The sequence below is a fragment of the Aeromonas sp. R5-1 genome (assembly GCF_040908265.1).
GTDB classification, from domain to species: domain Bacteria; phylum Pseudomonadota; class Gammaproteobacteria; order Enterobacterales; family Aeromonadaceae; genus Aeromonas; species Aeromonas caviae.
The window spans coordinates 51,118-73,822 of sequence record NZ_JBFODJ010000128.1; the positions used below are offsets into that span (position 1 = coordinate 51,118).

The 22,705-nt window shown below is 62.4% G+C and carries 16 protein-coding genes; 6 read left to right on the plus strand and 10 right to left on the minus strand.

The window, feature by feature from the left end:
• Positions 1-49: 49 nt before the first annotated feature.
• The 4 genes from AB5Y64_RS17885 to arcA form a co-directional block, all read right to left on the minus strand.
• Positions 50-1,456: a YfcC family protein gene (locus AB5Y64_RS17885; RefSeq protein WP_010676008.1), complete on the minus strand. Its 1,407-nt coding sequence runs from the start codon at positions 1,454-1,456 to the stop codon at positions 50-52.
• A gap of 121 nt (positions 1,457-1,577) precedes the next feature.
• Positions 1,578-2,582 (minus strand): ornithine carbamoyltransferase, encoded by a 1,005-nt coding sequence (gene argF, locus AB5Y64_RS17890; RefSeq protein ID WP_010676009.1) that lies wholly within the window; start codon positions 2,580-2,582, stop codon positions 1,578-1,580.
• A gap of 78 nt (positions 2,583-2,660) precedes the next feature.
• Entirely contained in the window at positions 2,661-3,587 is a 927-nt protein-coding gene (gene arcC, locus AB5Y64_RS17895; RefSeq protein ID WP_039039634.1) for a carbamate kinase, read from the minus strand.
• Between the two features lie 62 nt (positions 3,588-3,649).
• Positions 3,650-4,870, minus strand: a complete 1,221-nt coding sequence (gene arcA, locus AB5Y64_RS17900; protein WP_010676011.1) for an arginine deiminase — start codon at positions 4,868-4,870, stop codon at positions 3,650-3,652.
• A 746-nt stretch (positions 4,871-5,616) separates the two neighbouring features.
• Between arcA and AB5Y64_RS17905 the strand changes: the two genes are divergently transcribed.
• A complete protein-coding gene (locus AB5Y64_RS17905) occupies positions 5,617-5,793 on the plus strand; it encodes a hypothetical protein (protein WP_102983722.1) in 177 nt (58 codons plus the stop codon).
• Between the two features lie 742 nt (positions 5,794-6,535).
• Here AB5Y64_RS17905 and AB5Y64_RS17910 read toward each other — a convergent pair.
• The 6 genes from AB5Y64_RS17910 to AB5Y64_RS17935 all read right to left on the minus strand — a co-directional run bounded on the left by AB5Y64_RS17910 (position 6,536) and on the right by AB5Y64_RS17935 (position 16,835).
• Complete coding sequence (locus AB5Y64_RS17910) at positions 6,536-8,269, minus strand: methyl-accepting chemotaxis protein (protein ID WP_368204310.1); 1,734 nt, start codon at positions 8,267-8,269, stop codon at positions 6,536-6,538.
• A gap of 57 nt (positions 8,270-8,326) precedes the next feature.
• Positions 8,327-9,337, minus strand: a complete 1,011-nt coding sequence (gene mglC, locus AB5Y64_RS17915; protein ID WP_010676014.1) for a galactose/methyl galactoside ABC transporter permease MglC — start codon at positions 9,335-9,337, stop codon at positions 8,327-8,329.
• Positions 9,338-9,352: 15 nt separating this feature from the next.
• Complete coding sequence (gene mglA / locus AB5Y64_RS17920) at positions 9,353-10,873, minus strand: galactose/methyl galactoside ABC transporter ATP-binding protein MglA (RefSeq protein WP_010676015.1); 1,521 nt, start codon at positions 10,871-10,873, stop codon at positions 9,353-9,355.
• Between the two features lie 53 nt (positions 10,874-10,926).
• Positions 10,927-11,913, minus strand: coding sequence for a galactose/glucose ABC transporter substrate-binding protein MglB (gene mglB, locus AB5Y64_RS17925; RefSeq protein ID WP_010676016.1), 987 nt, complete (start codon positions 11,911-11,913; stop codon positions 10,927-10,929).
• 219 nt (positions 11,914-12,132) lie between these two features.
• Positions 12,133-15,207 carry a beta-galactosidase gene (locus AB5Y64_RS17930; RefSeq protein ID WP_039039636.1) on the minus strand — a complete coding sequence of 1,025 codons (3,075 nt, stop codon included), beginning with the start codon at positions 15,205-15,207 and terminating at the stop codon, positions 12,133-12,135.
• A 623-nt stretch (positions 15,208-15,830) separates the two neighbouring features.
• Positions 15,831-16,835, minus strand: coding sequence for a substrate-binding domain-containing protein (locus AB5Y64_RS17935; RefSeq protein WP_010676018.1), 1,005 nt, complete (start codon positions 16,833-16,835; stop codon positions 15,831-15,833).
• 216 nt (positions 16,836-17,051) lie between these two features.
• Here AB5Y64_RS17935 and galE point away from each other — a divergent pair, with 216 nt between their 5' ends.
• The 5 genes from galE (at position 17,052) to AB5Y64_RS17960 (ending at position 22,557) form a co-directional block, all read left to right on the plus strand.
• The gene (gene galE / locus AB5Y64_RS17940; RefSeq protein ID WP_039039637.1) at positions 17,052-18,065 is read left to right on the plus strand and encodes a UDP-glucose 4-epimerase GalE; all 1,014 of its coding nucleotides are present in this window, start codon (positions 17,052-17,054) and stop codon (positions 18,063-18,065) included.
• A 49-nt stretch (positions 18,066-18,114) separates the two neighbouring features.
• On the plus strand, positions 18,115-19,173 hold the full coding sequence (locus AB5Y64_RS17945; RefSeq protein WP_039039638.1) for a UDP-glucose--hexose-1-phosphate uridylyltransferase: 1,059 nt from the start codon (positions 18,115-18,117) through the stop codon (positions 19,171-19,173).
• Complete coding sequence (gene galK / locus AB5Y64_RS17950) at positions 19,170-20,318, plus strand: galactokinase (RefSeq protein WP_039039639.1); 1,149 nt, start codon at positions 19,170-19,172, stop codon at positions 20,316-20,318. The genes AB5Y64_RS17945 and galK overlap by 4 nt, the downstream gene beginning before the upstream one ends.
• Positions 20,319-20,345: 27 nt before the next feature.
• Complete coding sequence (locus AB5Y64_RS17955; protein ID WP_267882643.1) at positions 20,346-21,413, plus strand: galactose-1-epimerase; 1,068 nt, start codon at positions 20,346-20,348, stop codon at positions 21,411-21,413.
• Positions 21,414-21,561: 148 nt separating this feature from the next.
• Positions 21,562-22,557 (plus strand): aldo/keto reductase, encoded by a 996-nt coding sequence (locus AB5Y64_RS17960; protein ID WP_039039641.1) that lies wholly within the window; start codon positions 21,562-21,564, stop codon positions 22,555-22,557.
• Positions 22,558-22,705: the final 148 nt, after the last annotated feature.

The window sequence follows — 22,705 nt, forward strand, 5'->3', positions numbered from 1 at the left end:
AAAAACGGGAGCCCCAGGCTCCCGTTGTTGTCCCTATCTCTGTCGGCATTCATGCCAGCACGGCGCCCAGGCTCAGGCAGAGCACGATCAGCACGGTCAGCATGCCGAGCAGCGGGGCCACCCACTTCAGCCAGCGCACATAGGGCACCTTGGCAATGGCCAGCCCCCCCATGACCACGGCGGAGGTCGGGGTCACCAGGTTCACCAGGCCGGAGGCGGACTGGTAGGCGGTGACCACCAGCTCGCGACCCACGTTGGCGAAGTCGGCAAGCGGCGCCATGATCGGCATGGTCAGCACCGCCAGACCGGAGGAAGAGGGCACCAGGAAGGAGAGCACCACTTCCAGCACGAACATCACGTTGATGAAGACGATGGTGGAGAGGCCGGTCACTATCCCCTCTGCACTGTGCAAAATGGTGTGGGTGATCATGCCGTTGTCCATCACCACCACGATACCGCGGGCGATACCGATGATGAGGGCCACGCCGAGCAGGTCACGAGCACCGTCGATGAAGTTGGAGGTCAGCTCCTCCTCGCTCATGCGGGAGATGACGCCGACGATGATGGCGGCAGCCAGGAACACGCCGGAGATCTGCGCCATCCACCAGCCCAGCACGGCCACCCCGTAGATCATCACGGCAAAGGCGGCGACGAAGATACCCAGCACGATCTTGCGGGTGGTGGTGAACTCCAGCATCTGGTCGCTCTTGTTGCCGAGGAAGTGGGCACGGTTCTCTTCCCACTTGTCGGCCACCAGGGATTTGCTGGGGTCGCTTCGCACCATCTTGGCGTAACGCATCACATAGGCCACGCAGATCAGCCAGCCGGCCACCAGCATGGCGACCCGCAACCAGATGCCGTCGGTGAAGGAGATGCCGGCCGCGTTGGCGGCGATCACGGTGGCGAACGGGTTGATGGTGGAGCCCAGGGTACCGATACCGGCCCCCAGCAGCACGGTCGCGGCAGCGACCACGGGGTCGAAGCGGGCGGCCATCATTACCGGCACCAGCAGGGTGTAGAATGGCAGGGACTCTTCCGCCATGCCGTAGATGGTACCCCCTGCGGCGAACAGCGCCATCAGGATGGGGATCATCCACTCTTCACGGCCACGCAGGCGATCGGTGACGCGCTCGATGCCGGCATCGATGGCACCTGTCTTGGTCACGATGCCAAGGAAGCCACCGATGATCAGGATGAAGAGGGAGACGTCGATGGCGCCAGCCTCGTAGGTGTCGTGGTTGTAGAGACCGTCGATGGGTGCCAGCAGCACGTCGACGATCCCCTGGGGATTGGCATCCACCAGTTTGTAGGTACCGGCCACCGGCACTTCCTTGCCGAGGGCCTCGTTCATGGTCATCTCGTATTTGCCGGCCGGCACTATCCAGCTCAGGGCGGCCACCAGGGCGATCAGCACAAACAGTATCGTGTAGGCTGACGGGAACTTGAATTTGGTCATGGTCCAGCTTCCTTCTGTGGGTGTGGTATCCATGCAGGCTGCGGGTCGTAGGGTTGGAGGTATTATGCCGCTGTCACATGGTTGAAAAGCCGGGGGTCACCCCCCGGCACCACTGACGACGTCAGTCGCCCAGCGTAGCCACCATCACTGCCTTGATGGTGTGCATCCGGTTTTCCGCCTCGTCGAACACGATGCTGTGCTCGGATTCGAACACGTCCTCGGTCACTTCCAGGCCCTTCATGCCATATTTGTCGGCTACTTCCTTGCCCATGGTGGTCTCGTCGTTGTGGAACGCCGGCAGGCAGTGCATGAACTTTACATCCGGGTTCTTGGTCGCGTTGATGACGTCCATGTTGACCTGATACGGGGTCATCAGTTTCACCCGTTGATCCCAGGCTTCCTTCGCTTCACCCATGGAGACCCAGACGTCGGTGTAGAGGAAGTCGGCACCCAGCACACCCTCTTTCACGTCTTCGGTCAGGTGGATGCGCGCACCGGTCTCTTCGGCGATGAGGCGGCAGGTGGCAACCAGCTCCTCTTCCGGCCAGAAGGCTTTCGGCGCCACCAGACGGATGTCCATGCCCATCTTGGCGGCACCCACCATCAGGGAGTTGCCCATGTTGTTGCGGGCGTCACCCAGGTAGGCGAACTTGATCTGATCCAGACGTTTGCCCTTGCCGTGCTCCAGCATGGTCATGAAGTCCGCCAGGATCTGGGTCGGGTGGAATTCGTTGGTCAGGCCGTTCCAGACCGGCACACCGGCGTGGGCCCCCAGCTCTTCGACGATCTCCTGGCCGTAGCCGCGGTATTCGATGCCGTCATACATGCGGCCCAGCACCCGGGCGGTGTCCTTCATGGACTCCTTGTGACCGATTTGGGAACCGCTCGGGCCGAGGTAGGAGACCTGGGCGCCCTGGTCGAAGGCTGCCACTTCAAACGCACAGCGGGTGCGGGTGGAGGTCTTCTCGAAGATCAGGGCAATGTTCTTGCCGACCAGATGCTTGCGCTCATAGCCACCGTATTTGGCTTTCTTCAGGTCGATGGCCAGATCGATCATGTATTGGATTTCGCGCGGGGTGAAGTCCAGCAGTTTCAGGAAGTTACGGTTACGCAGATTAAAAGCCATGATGAGTTCTCTCTATATTTGTTCAGACCAATTTGGCAGTGTCATTGACTACGCAGTTGTTCAGACCAGAGCCTTGGCTCAGGCATTGACGGTATTGGTGGCGACGATGTTGGTGCCGGCTTCCCCCTTGAGGATGGCGAGGCCATCTTCCAGGGAGCCGATGCCGACCATGCCGCCGGTCGCCTTGACGAATTCGCAGGAGGCTTCGACCTTGGGCCCCATGGAGCCGGCGTCGAACTTGACCCCGGCCAGCTCGTCCGGGCTGGTGACCCGCAGCGGACGCTGGGTCGGCTTGCCCCAATCCAGATACACTGCATCGGCGTCGGTCAGGATCAGCAGGGCGTCGGCCTTGATCTGCTTGGCCAGGTAGGCGGCAGACATGTCCTTGTCGATGACGGCCTCGATGCCGGTCAGGCTCTGGCCATCCCAGGTCACCGGGATACCACCACCACCGGTACAGATGATGAGGTGACCCTGGGCAATCAGGGTTTCGATGGCGTCGCCTTCGACGATGCGCTGGGGCAGCGGGGACGGCACCACACGGCGGAAGAACTTGCCGTCGGCCTTGACCACCCAGTGCTTCTCGGCAGCCAGGGTGCGGGCTTCCGCCTCTTCGTAGACGGGGCCGATAAACTTGGTCGGGTTGGCAAACGCCGGATCCTGGGGATCAACCTGCACCTGGGTCAGCAGCGCGGTGACGTTGCGGCTCGGCATCAGGTTCTTCAACTCCTGGATCAGCATGTAGCCGATCATGCCCTGGGACTCGGCACCCAGCACATCCAGGGGATAGGGGGAGACCTTGGTGTAGGCGCTGTTCTGCAGGGCCAGCAGGCCGACTTGCGGGCCGTTGCCGTGCACCAGCACCACGTTGTAATCCTCGGCGATGCGGGCGATGGTCTTGGCGGCGGTGGCGATGTTCTTGCGCTGGATGTCGGCTTCCAGAGGTTCACCGCGGCGGAGCAGGGCATTGCCCCCCAGGGCGACGACGACAGTTGGTTTTTTCATGGGTGTTACTCTCGAGTTCGGGTGTGTGTGGCGCCAGCCTCTGCCGGCGCCACGCCGTCTTGTCAGATGCCGTCACGTTCCATCGGGCAGCTCATGCAGCGGGCGCCGCCGCGGCCACGTCCCAGCTCTTCACCCGGGATGGGCAGCACAGTGATGCCGGCCTTGTCGTACTTCTCGTTGGTGTAGGTGTTGCGCTCGTAACCCACCACCACGCCGGGGCGCACGGTCAGCACGTTGTTGGCGTCGTTCCACTGCTCCCGCTCGGCCTCGAAGCTGTCGCCGCCGGTGGTGATGAGCCTGAGCTGATCCACCCCCAGCGCCTTCTCGATGGCGGTCACGAAGTAACCCTCTTCCTTGATGTTCATCCCGGTGGCACCGCCCGGGGTCAGGCTCCAGCAGTTCACATCCTTACGGATGACTTCCGGATAGACGGAGAAGGTGTCGACATCCATGTGGGTCATGACGGTGTCGAGGTGCATGCAGCTACGGTGTTTCGGCAGCTCCATGGCGATGACCTGCTTGGCCTGACCGTGCTTGAACAGGCTGCGGGCCAGATGCTCCACCCCTTGCGGCGTGGTGCGCTCGGACATGCCGATGAGCACGGCGCCACGGCCGATGACCAGAACGTCGCCCCCTTCGATGGTGGAGTTGTCGTAGTCGCGCTCCTCGTCACCGAAGTACTTGATGAACTCCTGACCGGCAAACTGCGGGTGCCAGCGGTAGATGGCCTTCACGTGGTTGGTCTCGCGACGACGGGCGGCCTTGGCCATGGGGTTGATGGAGACGCCGCCATAGACCCAGCAGGAGGTGTCGCGGGTGAAGAGGTGGTTGGGCAGCGGTTCGATGATGAAATCGGTCGGGGCATGCATGCCGACCACCATGTTGACGCCGCTGTAGGGCATCTCGGAGTAGGTGAGGCCGCCGGAGAGGATGCGGGCCAGCTCGCGGTGAGGCATGTCCGCCAGGAAGCAGCGCACGTCGTTGGCCAGGGCAGTGCCGAGGCGATAGTCGGAGACCTGGTGTTGCAGCAGCCAGGCTTTGGCTTCCGGCACGTCCAGGGTTTCCGCCAGCAGATTGGTCAGGAGGAAGACTTCGACATTCTGATCGCGCAGTACCTGAGCGAATTTGTCGTGCTCCTGACCGGCACGTTCCACGGACAGGACGTCGTCAAACAGCAGATCCTGGCAGTTGGAAGGGGTCAGACGCTTCAGACTGAGGTTGGGGCGGTGCAACATGACACGGCGCAACTGGCCAACTTCAGAACCTACATAAAATTTGCTCATGATGATATTCCGTCTAGCAGTGGTCCCTGCGAGTGATTGAATAGATTCCTTCTATTCAGGCTCGTGGCTAAGGCGGGATATTCTTTATGTAGGGTACTCGGCTTGTGTTCTATCCTGCCCTTGCCTTTCGACGCAGAGATTAGGTCTGGCAACTCCACCAAACTTGGACATTGATCACATTCACCCGAGACTGCATAAATTCAGAAGTTAATTTATGATGGAGTTTACATATCTGACATTTCCCTCACCCTCCATCCGGCATAAATACGCAATAAGGCCCCAATATATTCCACAAAGAACGCAATTCCATTCACCCATGATATCCAAAAATGGATAGCCACCAATAAAAAACATCAAATAAATCATTATATTAAAATCAAAACGCTCATTTTTTGAATAAACTTCACCCACCTTTGAATTTATCCTCGCTTGTCATCCCGTTTGCTCTCACATAAATAATCACCTGCTCCTTTATCGTTGAATAATCCATCTCTTGTCCCAGATCATGGCGGCCCGCCCGGGCCAGATGGCGAGCCTCATCGCCAAGTCGTGTGCACTATCTCTTTTATATGGATATGCATTTTGCACGCATCCTGATGGCGCCTTTTTCACCGACCGGGGTGCAACCGGGATTCAAAGTTTTTTCATTAGTTGAATTTTTTCAGTCACCTTGCGCCGATTTCGGGTTCGCCTTAACTCAAAAAGTGATGCTTGTCACATTCGTTCCCGTCACCAAGGAGATAACCATGAAGATCCCGTCGCTGTTTCTGTTCGTCGCCCTGGTCCTGCCCATGACACCGGCCCTGGTGCATGCCCAGGGAGCCCCCGCCATGCCGCTGGTGGTCTGTCACGTTGACCAGGCACCCCAGATGCTGGTACCCGCCTACCTATGCCAATGGTACGGTGGCAGCCAGCACCCCTGACCCTCTCGCCCAAGGGGAGGCGATCTCCTCTTGGGTCACCCCCGCTTTCCCTCCTTTATCTCCTGAATGGGATCCGGACCACGCCACCTGCATCATGCCCGTTGCCCTCCTCCACCCTCATCTGCGATCGACACTGACCGGTCTCCCCGGATTCTGAACCGCAGTTAAACACCTTGTGAGACATTCGCCATCGACTGCGTAAGCAAAGTGCCAACAAAATTCTCGCCATAGTCGGAAGATGCGCGTGAAAAAACAGCACAATAGATCATTAAAGCCATGATTTTAAAAAAGATAACTTCATTATCCTTTCTCGGGAAACCAGTTTGAAAAAAACGTTTTTCAGCATGTCATTGTCGCCCTGCGCGAAATCCTTATAGTTACTCCTGCACGGACGCAATGAAGTCGGTCAGGAAGACTGGCTGCCAGGGTTGGGCAAATGGACTCACCACAGGATGTGGTAAAGGACACCTCCCAGGACGGAGAAAGTGCGACGGGAACGGATGACTCGTCAGGCCATGATGGCTAAAGGACACCCCAAAGGATTGGGAAGGGGAAACCTAAAGGAAGAGGTATAGTCAGGGATTGCAGGGAGCAACTTCGTTCAAGGATATGAGCGATAAGACTATCGGGGGCGACGCAAGTCGCCCCCATCTTTTTTGGGTATTTTTCACGTCAGCCCGCTGAGGGGTCATCCCGGCCACGATGTTGCTGGCCAGGGTACCCGGGACTCGCACAGCCGGCGCTATTCCAGCCGGAAGTGTCCCACTATCTCCCGCAGCCTGTCATAGGTGCGCTGCATGGCATTCGAGCTGTCCACGGTGCGCTCGCCATTCCCCTTGAGCTGGGTGATCACCTCGGCGATGGCACTCATGTTGCGATTGATCTCCTCGGCAACGGCACTTTGCTCCTCCGCGGCCGTGGCGATATGGCTGATGAGATCGTTGATCTCCACCACTTCTCCCGCCATCAGATCCAGTGACGCATTCACCTTGCTGGTGTTTTCCGCCGCATCCTGGCAACTCTGCCGGGTGTTGCCCATGGCGGCCACCACGGTCTGGGTGCCCCGTTGCAGCCGGGTCAGCATGGTCTGGATCTCGGCAGTGCTCTTCTGGGTGCGTCCCGCCAGAGAGCGCACTTCGTCCGCCACCACCGCAAACCCCCGCCCCTGTTCACCAGCCCGGGCCGCCTCGATGGCGGCGTTGAGGGCCAGCAGGTTGGTCTGCTCTGCGATGCCACCGATGACCCCGAGAATCGAGCCTATCTGCTGCACATCCTGCTGCATGGCTTCGATGGAGTGTGCCGTGGCCTCCACCTCCGTCACCAGCGCAGTGACGCTGGCCATGGCCTGATCCACCACCTGACGCGACTGGTTGGCCAGTTGCTGGCTCTGGCCGGTCAGCTGGGCAGTATTGGCCGCGCTCTCCGATACCGAGACGGCAGTACGGCTCATCTCGTTGATGGCGGTGACCACCTGTTCGGTCTCCCGCACATGCTCCGCCAGCAGGCCCTGGGCCGACCCCGTCTGCCTCGCCAATGCCGATATCCCTTCATTGAGCTGGCCGCTCGCTTGTCTCACCTCCCCCATCATGCCCTGCAACTGCTCGATGAAACGGTTGATGCCCGCCGAGATCTGGCCGAGATCATCCTTGCTGGTCACCGTGAGCCGGCGGGTCAGATCCCCATTGCCCTGGGAGAGCTCCTGCACCAGGTCGCGCAGGGAGAGGATGGGTCTATAGGCCAGATTGAGGGCCACCATGGAGAGGGCCAGTACCAGCGCCGCCACCCCGAGCAGGGCCAGGGTGATCTTGCCGTTGAGCGCCTGGGTCATGGCCCGGATATAGTCGAGATCCACATAACCGGTCAGGGTCCACTCGCTGCCGCGAATATCCAGCTTGTTGGGGCGGCTCTCGCTCTCTCCCTGGGGCTTGCTGCTGTAGAGCACCTGTCCCTGACTGTCGGTGAGGGAGAAGTAACGCCCTTCCCCGCTTGCCTTGGTCAGCAGCGTCTTGAACTCGCTCATGTCGAGGTAGTAGAGGTAGGCGGAGTCGGCACCGCGCGGCACCAGGATGGAGATGACGGGTTTGCCGTCCAGCTGCTCCAGCGGGCTGACGGTGATCTGGTTGTTGGCGGCGGGGATCAGCTTGCGCAGGGCGTCAACCCTGGCCTTGTCGTCGATGACCCCGTTCGCGTCGAATGCCATGTCGCCAATGAGCTTGACGATGTTGTGAAAGCCGGTCTCCTGCAGCGCCTTCTTGACGCTGGTCACCCCGAGGTTGAGGTTGGCGGCCAGCAGCACCTTCTGGTTGATGTCACCCGCCAGCTTCTCCCTGACCAGGGTGATCTGCTCGTTGATGTTCTGGGTAGCCTGGGTGCGGATGTAGCCGCTGATGAAATGGTTGACGCTGAACCAGGCGGTACCGATGGTGACCAGAATGGCGAGCAGCAACAGTACGTTGATTTTGACTTTGAATGCCATGGTATGGGTCCCTCCAAAGAGAAAGGGCCGGGATGACCCGGCCCTCCCTGCCAATGCTTACTTCTTCTTGGCGTACTTCATGGAGTCCAGGGCTACCGCCAGGATGATGATGCCGCCCTTGATGATGAACTGCCAGTAAGGGCTGACACCGATGTAGGTCAAACCATAGTTGATCAGCGTGAAGATAAGTACGCCGGTGATCACACCCGCGACAGTTCCCACACCGCCGGCAAACGAAACGCCCCCCACCACGCAGGCCGCGATGGCATCCAGCTCGTACATGAAGCCGAGGTTGTTGGTGGCACTGCCGATCCGCCCCGCTTCCAGCATGCCGCCGAAGGCGTAGAAGACACCGGCCAGGGCATAGATGACCACCAGGTTGACGGCGACGTTGACGCCGGACACCTTGGCCGCTTCCGGGTTGCCACCGATGGCGAAGATGTTCTTGCCAAAGCGGGTCTTGTTCCACAGCACCCAGACGAAGACGCTGGCGATGGCCGCATAGAAGGTCAGGTACGAGAGCTTGAACCCGCCAATCCGGATGAAGCCCTGCGCAAAGTTGGAGAAACGAGGATCAAACCCGGCTACCGGGGAAGCCCCCACGGAGTCAAAATAGAGGGAGTTGATGCCGTAGACGATGATCATGGTGCCCAGGGTGGTGATGAAGGGCGTCACGTTCAGGTAGGCGACGATCAGGCCGTTGACCAGACCAATCAGGGCGCCCACCACGCACACCAGCAGGATCACCGCCGGAATGGGCACCTCCCCCAGGGTGGGGAAGACCTTGTTGACGTTGGTCAGGGCCTGCAGCATGGTGGCCGCGATCAGCGCCGCCAGACCGACCTGACGACCGGCCGACAGGTCAGTACCCTGGGTGATGATGATGCCCGCCACCCCGAGGGCAATGATGACCCGTACCGAGGACTGGGTCAGGATGTTGCTGAGGTTGGTGAGGCTGAGGAAGGAGGGCTCCTTGATCACGATGATCATGAGCAACACCAGCAACACCACGTAGATGCCGTTCTCTTTGAGCGCCTGCATCAGATTGAAATTTTTAGCCGACTCCATAATGTCTTCCTGTCTTTATAGGTACAGAGATGCCAGGCGCAGGATCTCGCTCTGGTCAGTTTCTTTGGTGTTGACGATCCCCGCGACCCGGCCATTGCTCATGACCATGATGCGGTCCGTGATGCCGAGCAGTTCCGGCATTTCGGAGGAGATGATGACGATGCCCTTGTCCTTCTTCGCCAGCTCCAGGATGAGCTGGTAGATCTCGAACTTGGCGCCGACGTCGATACCCCGGGTCGGTTCATCCAGCATCAGGATCTCGGGCTGGGTCAGCAGCCAGCGACCGATGATCACCTTCTGCTGGTTGCCACCGGAGAGGGAGCCGATCTGGGTCTGCTGGGTCGGTGTCTTGACCCGCATGGAGTCGATGACCCACTGGGTATCGCTCTTCATCTTGTTGTCGCTGAGCAGCCCCATGGATCCCTTGTAGTTGTCCATGTTGGCGATCAGGGAGTTGAAGGCGATGTCGAGGCGTGAATAGATCCCGGTGGAGCGGCGCTCCTCGGTCACCAGGGCGAAGCCGTTCTGGATCGCCTCGTGGGCGTTGTGGTTCGCCACCTCTTTGCCGTGCAGCTTGATGGTCCCTTCGCTGCGATCGCGGATGCCGAACAGGGTCTCCACGATGTCGGTGCGCTTGGCCCCCACCAGACCGGCGATGCCGAGGATCTCCCCCTTGTGCAGGTTGAAGGTCACGTCCTTGATGGAAGGCTGGTTCTTGGCCGTCAGGTGCTCGACCTCGAGGATCACCTCTTTGGGCTGGTTGGTTTTTTCCGGGAAGCGCTGGGTGAGCTCGCGGCCGACCATCATGCCGATGATCTGATCCATGGTCATGCCCTTGAGGGGCTGGGTCGCCACCCACTGGCCATCCCGCAATATGGTGATCTCGTCACAGAGCTGGAAGATCTCTTCCATCTTGTGGGAGATGTAGACGATGCCGCACCCCTTCTCCTTGAGCTTGTTGATGATCTTGAAGAGGTGATTGACCTCTTTCTCGGTCAGGGAGGAGGTGGGTTCGTCCATGATGACGATCTTGGCGTCATAGGAGAATGCCTTGGCAATCTCGATCATCTGCATCTGGGAAACCGACAGGGTGCCGACCTTGACCCTGGGGTCGATGTCGATGTCCAGCTCCTCGAAGATATGCTTGGTGTCCTGATACATCTTGCCGTGGTCGACAAACAGTCCCTTGGTGGGATAGCGGCCGAGCCACATGTTGTCCATCACGGTGCGTTGCAGTACCAGGTTCAGCTCCTGGTGCACCATGGAAACGCCATTCTCCAGCGCCTCTTTGGATGAGGTGAAGTTGATCTCCTGTCCCTTGAAGAAGATCTTGCCCTGATCCTTCTCGTAGATGCCGAACAGGCACTTGAGCAGCGTGGACTTCCCTGCGCCATTCTCGCCCATCAACGCATGCACAGAATGAGGACGGACCCGTAAATTGACATTATCGAGTGCCTTGACGCCAGGAAAGCTCTTACTGACGTCAATCATCTCCAACAGCCATTCTGATTGTTGCCGTGTTGTCATATCAGCCATCACATCTGGTTGAAAAGAGGGCAAGGGGATCTCCCTTGCCCTGAGGGGAGGAATTACTCGAATTGGGACAGGTTGTCTTTGTCTACGCCCACGTAGGCAACGCGGACGACCTTGTTGTCGATCTTCCAGTTGGTGCCTTCACCGGCCGGCTTGCCTTCGGCCAGGTTCTTGGTCAGCTCGAAGGTGGCCTTGGCCTGGTTGGCCGCATCGTTCAGCACGGTACCAGCCATGGCACCGCTCTTGACCATGGCCAGGGCTTCCGGCAGGGCGTCAACACCGAACACCGGGATGGCGGTCTTGCCCTGGGCCTTCAGGGATTCCACGGCGCCCATCGCCATGCCGTCGTTGTTGGCGATGACCACTTCGATCTTGTTGGCGTTCGGACCGGAGATCCAGGCGTCCATCTTGTCCTTGGCCATGGCGGTATCCCACATACCGGTATCCATGTGCAGCTGCTCGGTCTTGATGCCGCCATCGTTCAAGGTCTTGACGACGTAGGTGGTGCGGGCTTCCGCATCCGGGTGACCAGGCTCACCCTTGAGCAGCACGAACTGGATGACGCCATCCTTGTTCAGATCCCACTCGGGGTGCGCTTTCCAGTGCTTGGCGATCAGCTGGCCCTGAATGATTCCGGACTCCTTGGAGTCGGTGCCAACGTAGTAGGCCTTGTCATAGCTGGCCAGGTCGGCCGCGCTCGGTTCCTTGTTGTAGAAGACCACGGGGATCTCGTCCGCACGGGCTTTCTCAATCACGACAGGGGCCGCCGCCGGGTCAACCAGGTTGATGGCCAGAGCCTTCACGCCCTTGGCCAGCAGCACGTCGATCTGGTCGTTCTGCTTGGACTGGTCGTTCTGGGAGTCGTTCATCAGCAGTTCCACACCCGGGGTGGCCGCCGCTTCTTTCTCGATGGCCTTGCGTACCACGGCCATGAAGTTGTCGTCGTACTTGTAGACGGTGACCCCGATACGGGTATCGGCCTGGGCTTGGGCTCCCGCCATCAGTCCCATCAGCAAGGTGGCAACTGTCGTGAGTTTTTTCATTGTTATGCTCCGATCTCTATCTGTTTTTTGTAGGGAATGCTGTACACCGTTTGAGCTGGCGCCAGCCTAATGTAATCAGTTTGTTGTGAGGCGGTCTGTGATCCTGGCAACAAAATGAAAACGTTTACACTCTGTTACATAGCCGTAATATTGTTAAAAATTAAATAGTTACGTGAGAAACCGCCTTTGAGTCTCGCCATCTCGCGACGGCGGGTCCGGCTAGCTCAGACGGCAGTGCCAGTGATAACGCCCCGGCAACAGCCAGAACTCGGGCCGCACGCTCTGGCTCCAGGAGTCGTCGCCTCCTACCCCCATGTGGAAGCCATCGAGGCACAGGTGCGTGCCCCCCAGGGCCACCAGATCGGTCTGGTGACGGGCTTCGGCCAGTTGCTGCTGACTGTAGCGGCTGACGCTGAAGTGGAAGTGCCCCTCCACCGCCAGATCCCCCAGTTGCAGTGCGCGGGTATCGCAGCGCAGTCCGTTGTCGGTGGGGAAGACATAAGGGGTGTGCAACGCCTCGATGGGCAATTGCCAGCGACCGAGATCGGCGGCGAGCCGGCGATCCGGGTAATTCTCGTGGGGGCCAAGCCCCAGCCAGCTCACCGGGGCACCTTCGGCCGGTTCATCGGCCAGCCAGAGCCGGGCACCGATGCGCGGCAGGGAGGGCATGTCGGCGGCCACCTCCACCTCGATGGCGAGGTGCATGGCGCCCTCCCCGTCCACCCTGTGATGCCAGCGGGTCAGGATCTTCGGCTCGTCACCCACGAAGTAGCCGTGGTGCGCCGTGATAAGACCCAGCTCCGGACTCGCCTCCAGGCCGAGACAGCGGTGCTGCAGATCATTGAGTCCGGCCTCCTGCCAGCGGGCAATCCAGGCGTTGGGATCGGCGTGATCCGCCTCGCTGGTGCCGATATCGTTGTCGAGCGGCGCCCGATAGAAATGATCGGCGATGGCGTCGCGCAGCCGCTCGCGGCCCTGCTTCTGCCAGCTGACGATGCGACCACTGGCCTTGTCGAGCTGCCACAGGGAATCTGCGGCGCCAAGCACCCAGTGATCGCGCTGCTCGGTCAGGCTGACCGCCGGGCAGGCCGACGGCAGCGCCAGGGGCGCGGGCAACAGGCATTGCTGGCGAGCCACCTCGTGACCCGCTCCGGCCCAGGCCGTGGCGGTGGGCTGCACGATGGCGAGATCCAGCCAGGCGAGCGCCCCCGGCGCAAAGGCCGGCAGTTGCTCCAACAGGGTCAGCGTCACGCTCCCCCGGGGGGCCAGCTCGAGCGGGCATTCACCCTGGCTCACCACCACGCCGTCTTCACACAGACGCCACAGCAGGCGTTCGTTGTCCGTCTCGCGGAACAGGTATTCGCTGCGGATCTCCACCGTCAGCGGCTGGCGACCCTGCAGGGTCAGAACGAAGGGCTGCTGGGCACGCCGGGCTTCAAACAAGGAGGGATGGGGGGTGCGATCGGGGAACAGCAGGCCGTTGCAGCAGAACTGGCGATCGTTGGGAGTGTCGCCAAAATCGCCACCATAGGCCCAGAAATGGCGGCCATCGTCGGTCTGCTTGTCCAGCCCCTGATCGACCCAATCCCAGACAAACCCACCCTGCAGCCGCGGATGATCGCGAAATGCCTGCCAGTAATGGGCATAGCCCCCCAGGCTGTTGCCCATGGCGTGGGCGTATTCGCACAGGATCAGCGGCCGGGTCTCTTCCGGCAGGCCGATCCACTTGGCCAGCGCCCACTTGGGCACCGCCGGGAAGGGTTGATCCTGATGGGTACGGGCATACATGGGGCAGATGATGTCGGTGGCCGGGGTGTCGGCCCCGCCCCCTTCGTACTGCACCGGGCGGCTGGGATCCGCCCCCTTCACCCAGCGATACATGGCGTCGTGGGCCGGACCATAACCGGATTCGTTCCCCAGGGACCAGATGATGATGCAGGGGTGGTTGAAGTCCCTGGCCACCATGCGGGTGACCCGCTCCAGGAAGGCGTTGCTCCAGGCGGGATCCCGCGCCAGCCGCCCCATGGGGGTCATGCCGTGGGTCTCCAGGTTCGCCTCGTCCACCACATAGAGGCCGAGCCGGTCGCACAGGCGATAGAGCTCGGGGTGATTGGGATAGTGGGAGCAGCGCACCGCGTTGAAGTTGTGCCGCTTCATCAGCAGCAGATCCTGCTCCATGTCGGCCGGGGTCACCACGTGACCCGTGGCGGGATGGTGTTCATGGCGATTGGCACCACGAATCAGCAGGGGTTGGCCGTTGACCCGCAGCAGGCCGCCACGGATCTCCACCGCCCGAAAGCCCACGTCATGGGCCTCGCTCTCGAGGACGCTTCCCTGCTCGTCCAGCAGGGTCAGGGTCAGGCGATAGAGGTGCGGGTTCTCGGCGCTCCACTTGTGTGGCGCCGTTACCGTCAGCCACAACTCAGCGCGATCGTCATACACCCCTTTCTCGTCGATGGCCTGGGTGCCAATCTGCTGGCGCAGGGTCGCCACCCGCTCGTCGCCATCATAGAGGTTGGCCTCCACCGACAGACCGGCTCCGTTGGCCGCCTGCAATTCAACCTTGAGGCGGGCATCCCGGTAGCAGGCGTCGAGCTCGGGCGTCACTCGGATATCCATCAGATGACGGGCCGGTTTGTGCAGCAGGCTGACGGAGCGGAAGATGCCGCTCATGCGCCACATGTCCTGATCTTCCAGATAGGAGCCGTCAGACCAGCGCAGCACCAGGACGGCGAGGCGGTTGGCCCCGCCCTGAAGGAAGGGGGTCAGATCGAATTCCGCCGGCAGCCGGCTGTCTTGGGAGTAACCGACCCAGCGGCCGTTGCAGAAGAGGTGAAACGCGCTGTCCACTCCGTCGAAGATGATCCGGGTCTGCCCCTCGGCCAGCCAGTCCGCAGCAACGGTGAACTCGCGGGAGTAGCAACCGGTGGGATTCTCGGCAGGCACCCGGGGCGGGTCGCAGGGAAAGGGGTACTTGATGTTGGTGTAGATGGGCACATCCGTGACGGGCCGCGCCCCCGGATAGGCCGCAGCCAGTTGCCAGTTGCCCGGCACCTTGATGGGGCAGGCATCCGGCAGATCCTCTACCAGCCACTGCTCCGGCACCCGCTCCGGGGCCTCGAACCAGGAGAACTGCCACTCGCCGTCCAGCAGCAGGCGGGAAGGTGACAACCCCCCCATCCTGGCTTCCCCTTCACTGCGCCAACTGGACAAGGGGGTATGGGCTGGCAACCGGTTCACGGCGGTGATCCCCTGGGTCTGCCAATCCTGACGGGCCACTATCTCCCTGAGCATGCTTCACTTCTCCCTGCATTCACGCTGAAAACCACTGCAGTGTAGGAGAGTTTTGCCCGGTGATCGGCGATCCCGCTCACACAGATGTAAACGATTACACTCATTTTGTTAAGTAAAACGGAGTAAAAATCGGATAAATCCGGGTAAATGACCCCATGGGGGAAAAAGCGGACCTTCGGAAGGGCAGAAGATGCCCGGGAGTGTGAAACCGGGAGGCAATGGCCGAACCAGCGGAGCAAGCCATGGCAAAGACCCGACATCGCGCCCCCTCGCCTCAACCCGGTTCCGGGCACACAGCCCGGTCTCTCGAAGGAGCGCGCAGAGGCCACGAGAGCCCCTGCCCGGCGCAGAGAAAAGCCATGGCGGGCGTCTGGCAGGATCTGGCCGGAAGTGAGGCTCGGCAGGCCGGGGGAGAGGGGCTCGTGACAGACGAGCGGGAAGAGCTGCCGAGTTCGGCAGGCAGGGAGCGTGAGGGGGCGGTTCTCACTCCTCAGACAGTCCTTTATGGTCTGCGCTAGCCATGCTCTGAGCTACCTATCGTCTGAGCTATGGGGGCGCTTTATATGCTGCAGTACGGGTTCGCCAGGTGCAGCGCTTGCGCCGACGGGGCGCAAGCGCTGCGATCAGGACCTGACGGGAGCGACCGAATGGCGGTTGATCAGGGTGGGGGTATAGATGCGGCTCTGCACCGATTCGCTCTCCCCTGCGGCGAGTTGCAGCGCCAGCTTGGCCGCCTGGGCCGCCATCAGCTCGATGGGATAGCGCATGGTGGAGAGCTTGGGTCTCAGGTATCTGGCGTAGATGATGTCATCGAAGCCTACCACCGACACCTCTTCCGGCACCTTGAGGCCGTTGTCCGCCAGCACAGAGATGGCCCCTGCCGCCATGGCGTCGTTGTAGGCCACTACCGCCGTGATGGGCAACCCCTTGGCCAGCAGGTTGAGCATGGCGCGCTCGCCCCCCTCTTCATTGGGCATGCCGCTCTCCACCAGCTCGGGATCGGCGAAGACCTCCGCCTCCGCCAGGGCATCCTGATAGCCCTGGTGGCGCAACAGCGCATCCTCGATGGCGTGATCCGAGCTCAGGAAGGCGATATGGCGGTGGCCGAGATCCAGCAGATGACGGGTGGCGGTCGCCGCACCCTGGCGGTTGTTGAGGGCGATGCAGCGCCCCCTCAGACTCGGAATGTCGCGGTTGATCAGCACCATGCCAGGGGCGCGCAGGGCGTAGTCGACCAGCTCCTCGTCGCCGAGCGCCTTGCTGTGCACCACCAGTGCCTCGCAGCGTTTGCCGATGAGCAGCTCGATGGCCTCCCGCTCCTGCTGGGCGCGGTGAAAACCATTACCCATCAACAGGTGCAAGCCCTGCTCCACCGCCACCGCCGCGACCCCTTTGACCAGGGCGCCGAAGAAAGGATCCGCCACGTCCCCCACCACCACTCCCATGGTGTCACAGGTCTGGCTGACCAGGGCCCGCGCGTTGGCGTTGGGGGTATAGCCCAGCTCGGCCATGGCCTTCAGCACCACCTCGCGAGAGGCGGCACTGGCCTTGGGTGAGTTGTTCATCACCCGTGAAACCGTTGCCACTGACACATTGGCCAAACGGGCGACATCCTTGATGGTGCTCATGCTGTTTTCACTTATTTCACGCTGCAACTGGCCGCATTATACCGTTCAATGTCACTGATAACAGGGGGAAAAATCAGAACTTGCCACATTGGTCGATGAAAACAAGTGTAATCGTTTACACATATTTGTTAAGCAGCTCACAGTTTGCCCGTCAGCCCCTCGGCTAGACTCCTGCTCAGGCTTTCCTGATGCGAGGAGTTGAGGGTGGAACAACGGATGAAAGTACTGGTCACCGGCGGTTGCGGCTACATCGGCAGCCACACCTGTCTGGCCTTGCAGGCCGCAGGCATGGAGCCCGTGGTGGTAGACAACCTCTGCAACAGCAAGGCGGGCGTCCTGACCCGTGTCGCCACCATCAGCGGGCGCGAGCCCCGCTTCTACGAAGGGGACATCCGTGACCCGGCCCTGCTGGATCGCATCTTCAGCGAGCAGCACATCGACGCAGTGATCCACTTCGCCGCCCTCAAGGCGGTCGGCGAGTCGACCCGCATCCCGCTGGACTACTACGAGAACAACCTGAGCGGCACCCTGGTATTGCTGCAGGCGATGAAACGGGCCGGGGTACGCAATCTGGTGTTCAGCTCGTCGGCCACCGTCTACGGCGACCCCGCCAGCACCCCGATCCGGGAGGATTTCCCCCGCAGCGCCACCAACCCCTACGGCCGATCCAAGCTGATCATCGAGGAGATCCTCGAGGATCTGCAGCGGGCCGAGCCCCATTGGAGCATGACCCTGCTGCGCTATTTCAACCCCGTCGGCGCCCACGAGTCCGGCACTCTGGGGGAGGATCCCCAGGGCATCCCCAACAATCTGATGCCGTTTTTGACCCAGGTCGCCATCGGCCGGCGCGACTGCCTCTCGGTCTTTGGTAACGATTACCCAACCATCGACGGCACCGGGGTGCGCGACTACATCCATGTGATGGATCTCGCAGAAGGGCACGTCAAGGCTCTGGAACACTGCGCCGGACGGGGCGGTGTCCACGCCTACAACCTGGGCACGGGCCAGGGCCAGAGCGTGTTGCAGATGGTCGCGGCGTTCGAGGCCGCCTGCGGTCGGCCCCTTCCCTACCGGATCGAGCCACGGCGCCCCGGCGACATCGCCGAGTGCTGGGCCGATCCCGCCAAGGCCGCTCGGGAACTGGACTGGCACGCCAGCCGGGATCTCGCCGCCATGTGCGCCGACAGCTGGCGCTGGCAGTCCGCCAACCCCAATGGTTACGAGGCGTAGGCCCTGGCCTGCGCCTTCGGATGTATTCAACTCACACACTGGAGTGATGATGTTCAACCCCGTTGATCACCCCCACCGCCGCTTCAACCCGCTCACCGGCCAGTACGTGCTGGTCTCCCCTCACAGGGCCAAGCGCCCCTGGCAAGGCCAGGTCGAGAAGGTGAGCCTGGCGCCGAGCCAGGCCCATGATCCCGACTGCTTCCTCTGTGCGGGCAACACCCGGGTGACCGGCGATATCAACCCCGACTATCAGGGCACCTTCGTCTTTACCAACGACTTCGCCGCCCTGATGCAGGACACCCCGGCCGCTGACGCGGCGCCGGATCCCCTGCTGAAGCTGGAAGCCGCCCGGGGCACCAGCCGGGTCATCTGCTTCTCGCCGGATCACGGCAAGACCCTGCCCGAGCTGCCCCTGCCCGCCATCGAAGGGGTGATCACCACCTGGATGGACCAGGTGGCCGAGCTCTCTGACCAGTGGGAATGGGTGCAAGTCTTTGAAAACAAAGGCGCCGTCATGGGCTGCTCCAACCCGCACCCTCACGGCCAGCTCTGGGGCAGCGACTTCCTGCCCAACGAGATTGCCCGGGAAGAGGCGCACCAGCGCGCCTGGCTGGCCGAACACGGCCGCCCCCTGCTGCTGGACTATGTGGAGCGGGAGCTGGCGGATCGCTCCCGCATCGTGGTGGAGACGGCCCACTGGCTGGCGGTGGTGCCCTTCTGGGCAGCCTGGCCGTTCGAGACCCTGCTGCTGCCCAAGGCCCATGTCCCCTCCATGCTGGATCTCACCCGGGAACAGCAACAGGACCTGGCCATCGCGCTCAAGGAGCTCACCAGCCGCTACGACAACCTGTTCCAGTGCAGCTTCCCCTACTCCATGGGCTGGCACTTCGCCCCGCCCCGTTCCGACTGCCCCGAGGCGTGGCAACTGCACGCCCACTTCTATCCGCCCCTGCTGCGCTCCGCCACGGTGCGCAAATTCATGGTGGGCTTCGAGATGCTGGCCGAAACCCAGCGCGATCTCACCCCGGAACAGGCGGCCGAACGGCTGCGCGCCCTCAGTCCCATCCACTACAACGACCAGAACCAGTCCAACGAGGAGGCCCTATGACCCCGAGCCAGCGCGTCAGCGCCGTGTTTGCCGAGCAGTTTGAGCAACAACCCGACCTGCTGGTACGGGCTCCAGGCCGCGTCAACCTCATCGGCGAGCACACCGACTACAACGACGGCTTCGTGCTGCCCTGCGCCATCGACTACGAGACCTGCGTCGCCATCGGCCTGCGCGGCGACAACCTGGTCGAAGTGATCGCCGCCGACTACGACAACCAGCGCGACCGGTTCAGTCTCGATCAACCCATCGAGCACCACCCCAGCCAGCGCTGGAGCGACTACATCCGCGGCGTGGTGAAACACCTGCAGGCACGGGGCCACGCCCTGCGCGGCCTCAATCTGGTGGTCTCTGGCAACGTGCCCCAGGGGACGGGTCTCTCCTCCTCCGCTTCCCTGGAAGTGGCCATCGGCCAGGCCTTCAAGGAGGCCCAGGGGCTGGCCATCAGCCAGGCGGAAATCGCCCTCAACGGCCAGCAGGCGGAGAACCAGTTCGTCGGCTGCAACTGCGGCATCATGGATCAGATGATCTCCGCGAGCGGCAAGCAGGATCACGCCCTGCTGCTCGATTGCCGCTCCCTGGAGACCCGGCTCATCCCCATGCCCACCGATCTAGCGGTGCTCATCATCAACTCCAACGTGCGCCGCGGCCTGGTGGACAGCGAATACAACACCCGTCGCCAGCAGTGCGAAACCGCCGCCCGTCACTACGGGGTCAAGGCCCTGCGCGACCTGGATCTGGCGACCCTGGAAGCGGGCAAGGCCGGGCTGGACGAGGCCTGCTATCGCCGTGCCCGCCACGTGGTCGGCGAGAACGCCCGCACCCTGGCGGCGGCCGATGCGCTGGCACAGGGCGATCTGGTGCGCCTCGGCGAGCTGATGGGCCAGTCCCACGCCGCCATGCGCGATGACTTCGAGATCACCGTGCCCCCCATCGACGGCCTGGTGGAGATCATCAAGGCCCGGATCGGCAGCGAAGGCGGTGTGCGCATGACCGGCGGCGGTTTTGGTGGCTGCGTGGTCGCTCTGCTGCGCCCCGAGAAGGTGGCCGAGGTGATCGCCGTGGTGGAGGCGGAATACCCGGCCCGCTTCGGCCTCAAGACGGACTGCTACGTCTGCCGTGCCAGCGCAGGGGCCGGCAGACTGTAACGCACGCCTGACAACGGGTGACGCCCCCTGCCCGGCACTCGCGACGCCGGCAGGGGGCGACGGGATCACGACGGGGAACCGCAAACCATGATGAAATTCGAGCTGGAAAACGAGGAGGGACTGCGGCTGCGCGGTCTCGCATACGGGGCCACCCTCACCTCCCTCACCCTGCCGGTGGCGGGAGAGCGGCGGGAGGTGTTGCTGGGCTGCGCCGACGAGGCCTACCTCACCCAGCAGGTATGGCTGGGGGCCGTGGCGGGGCGCTTTGCCAACCGCATCGGCGGCGCCCGCCTTGAGCGGGAAGGCCAGTGCTGGACGCTGGACGCCAACCAGGGGGCCAACTGCCTGCATGGCGGGCGCGACGGGTTCCATCGCCGCACCTGGCAGATCAAGGAGCAGGAGGCGGACAGGGTCAAGCTGGCGCTCCTCTCCCGGGCGGGGGATCAGGGCTTTCCCGGCAATCTGAGGGTGAGCCTAGAGTATCGGCTGGAGCAGTGCGATCTGGTGGTCGACTTCTGCGCCAGCACGGACGCCCCCAGTCCGGTCAGCCTCACCAGCCACGCCTACTTCAACCTGGATGGCGGTGGCGACATCCGCCACCACACCATCAGCCTCGACGCCGACCGCTACCTGCCCACGGATGACCAGAGCCTGCCGCTGGCCATCGCCCCGGTGGAAGGCCCCTTCGATCTGCGCGCCCCCCGCCCCATCGGCCAGGCGTGGCTGGACCACCCCCAGCAGCAGTTGGCCAAGGGGTACGATCATGCATTTCTGCTCAACAACAGCGATTTTGAGCCTGATGATGAGCCGTTTGGTGGGTCAAATCAGCCATGGGCCGCCCGGGTGATCTCGGGGGATGGCAAGCTGGCGATGGCGGTCTACACCAACCAGCCCTCCCTGCAGTTCTACAGCGGCAACTGGCTGACCGGCACACCGGATCGTCAGGGCCGACCCTACCGGGATTACGACGGCTTCTGCCTGGAGGCCCAGCAATTGCCCGACAGCCCGAACCGGCCCGCCCTCGGCGATCCCTGGTTGCTGCCGGGGCAGCGTTATCGCCACCAGACCCGTTATCGCTTTATGCCTGCCCCCTGACAGCCCCGCTCGGGCAGACGAAGGGGCCCGGGCACGCCACCACGTCATGGCGGCCCCGGCCCCGATGGCAACGCCGAATCAGCCGGGGTGAGGCCCGCCGCAGGGCCCGTCGCTCCTCATTGCACATCAGCCAAGGAACCGCACCGTGATGGATGACAACTACCTCGCCGCCCCCGACCGCTACCAGCGCCAGCCCTACCGACCGGCGGGCCGCCACGGCCTGCGCCTGCCCGGCATCGGTCTGGGCCTTTGGCACAACTTCGGCGCCGGGAGCGATCCCGCCACCGCGAAGGCCATGGTGCATCAGGCGTTCGATCTGGGGATCACCCACTTCGATCTCGCCAACAACTACGGGCCGCCGCCGGGATCTGCCGAACTGACCTTCGGCACGCTGCTCAAGAGGAGCCTGGCTCCCTATCGGGACGAGCTCATCATCGCCAGCAAGGCGGGCTACGTGATGTGGGACGGCCCCTACGGCGATGGCGGCAGCGCCAAGTACCTCTTCGCCAGCCTGCACCAGAGCCTGCGCCGTCTGGGCCTCGACTACGTGGACATCTTCTATCACCACAGGCCGGATCCCCGCACCCCGCTCGAGGAGACCTGCCAGGCCCTGGCCCTGATGGTGCGCCAGGGCAAGGCGCTCTACATCGGCCTCTCCAACTACCCGGCCCCGCTCGCGGCCAAGGCTGCCGCCCGGCTGGCAGAGCTCGGCACCCCCTGCCTGGTCAACCAGCTCAAATACTCCCTGTTCCAGCGCGATATTGAGCCCGACACCCTGCCAGCCTGCCGGGAGCACGGCATGGGGGTGGTCGCCTTCTCGCCCCTGGCGGGGGGGCTGCTGAGCGATCGCTACCTGGCGGGCATTCCCGCGGATTCCCGCGCCGCCAGTGCCAGCCCCTTCCTCACGGCGGACCAGATCACCGAGGAGAAGCTCGCCACCGTCCGCGCCCTGCATGCACTGGCCCTGCAACGGGGTCAGTCCCTGTCGCAACTCGCACTGCAATGGGTGCTGCGCGACCCCGTGGTGAGCTGCGCCCTGATCGGCGCCAGCCATCCCCAACAGATAAGGAGCGCCGTCGACGCCCTGGGGCAGCCCCCCCTGGACGATGATCTTCAACAGAAAATCCTGTCCATACTAGCCTGACAGCACAAAGAGATCATAAAACAGAGGTCAACAGGCGTGACTGCCCTGTCAGAACGTGACGGGACAGTCATGGCTTCTGACAACATGCTTCAAGCCGCGCCCTGCATGGTCCGCCAGCGCCCTTTCCCGGCCGGGACAGGGCGCTGAA

Bases quoted from the DNA above. Each gene is read 5' to 3' on its own strand.
- AB5Y64_RS17885 (WP_010676008.1), bottom strand. From the start codon at position 1,456: ATGACCAAATTCAAGTTCCCGTCAGCCTACACGATACTGTTTGTGCTG.
- argF (WP_010676009.1), bottom strand. From the start codon at position 2,582: ATGGCTTTTAATCTGCGTAACCGTAACTTCCTGAAACTGCTGGACTTC.
- arcC (WP_039039634.1), bottom strand. From the start codon at position 3,587: ATGAAAAAACCAACTGTCGTCGTCGCCCTGGGGGGCAATGCCCTGCTC.
- arcA (WP_010676011.1), bottom strand. From the start codon at position 4,870: ATGAGCAAATTTTATGTAGGTTCTGAAGTTGGCCAGTTGCGCCGTGTC.
- AB5Y64_RS17905 (WP_102983722.1), top strand. From the start codon at position 5,617: ATGAAGATCCCGTCGCTGTTTCTGTTCGTCGCCCTGGTCCTGCCCATG.
- AB5Y64_RS17910 (WP_368204310.1), bottom strand. From the start codon at position 8,269: ATGGCATTCAAAGTCAAAATCAACGTACTGTTGCTGCTCGCCATTCTG.
- mglC (WP_010676014.1), bottom strand. From the start codon at position 9,337: ATGGAGTCGGCTAAAAATTTCAATCTGATGCAGGCGCTCAAAGAGAAC.
- mglA (WP_010676015.1), bottom strand. From the start codon at position 10,873: ATGGCTGATATGACAACACGGCAACAATCAGAATGGCTGTTGGAGATG.
- mglB (WP_010676016.1), bottom strand. From the start codon at position 11,913: ATGAAAAAACTCACGACAGTTGCCACCTTGCTGATGGGACTGATGGCG.
- AB5Y64_RS17930 (WP_039039636.1), bottom strand. From the start codon at position 15,207: ATGCTCAGGGAGATAGTGGCCCGTCAGGATTGGCAGACCCAGGGGATC.
- AB5Y64_RS17935 (WP_010676018.1), bottom strand. From the start codon at position 16,835: ATGAGCACCATCAAGGATGTCGCCCGTTTGGCCAATGTGTCAGTGGCA.
- galE (WP_039039637.1), top strand. From the start codon at position 17,052: ATGAAAGTACTGGTCACCGGCGGTTGCGGCTACATCGGCAGCCACACC.
- AB5Y64_RS17945 (WP_039039638.1), top strand. From the start codon at position 18,115: ATGTTCAACCCCGTTGATCACCCCCACCGCCGCTTCAACCCGCTCACC.
- galK (WP_039039639.1), top strand. From the start codon at position 19,170: ATGACCCCGAGCCAGCGCGTCAGCGCCGTGTTTGCCGAGCAGTTTGAG.
- AB5Y64_RS17960 (WP_039039641.1), top strand. From the start codon at position 21,562: ATGGATGACAACTACCTCGCCGCCCCCGACCGCTACCAGCGCCAGCCC.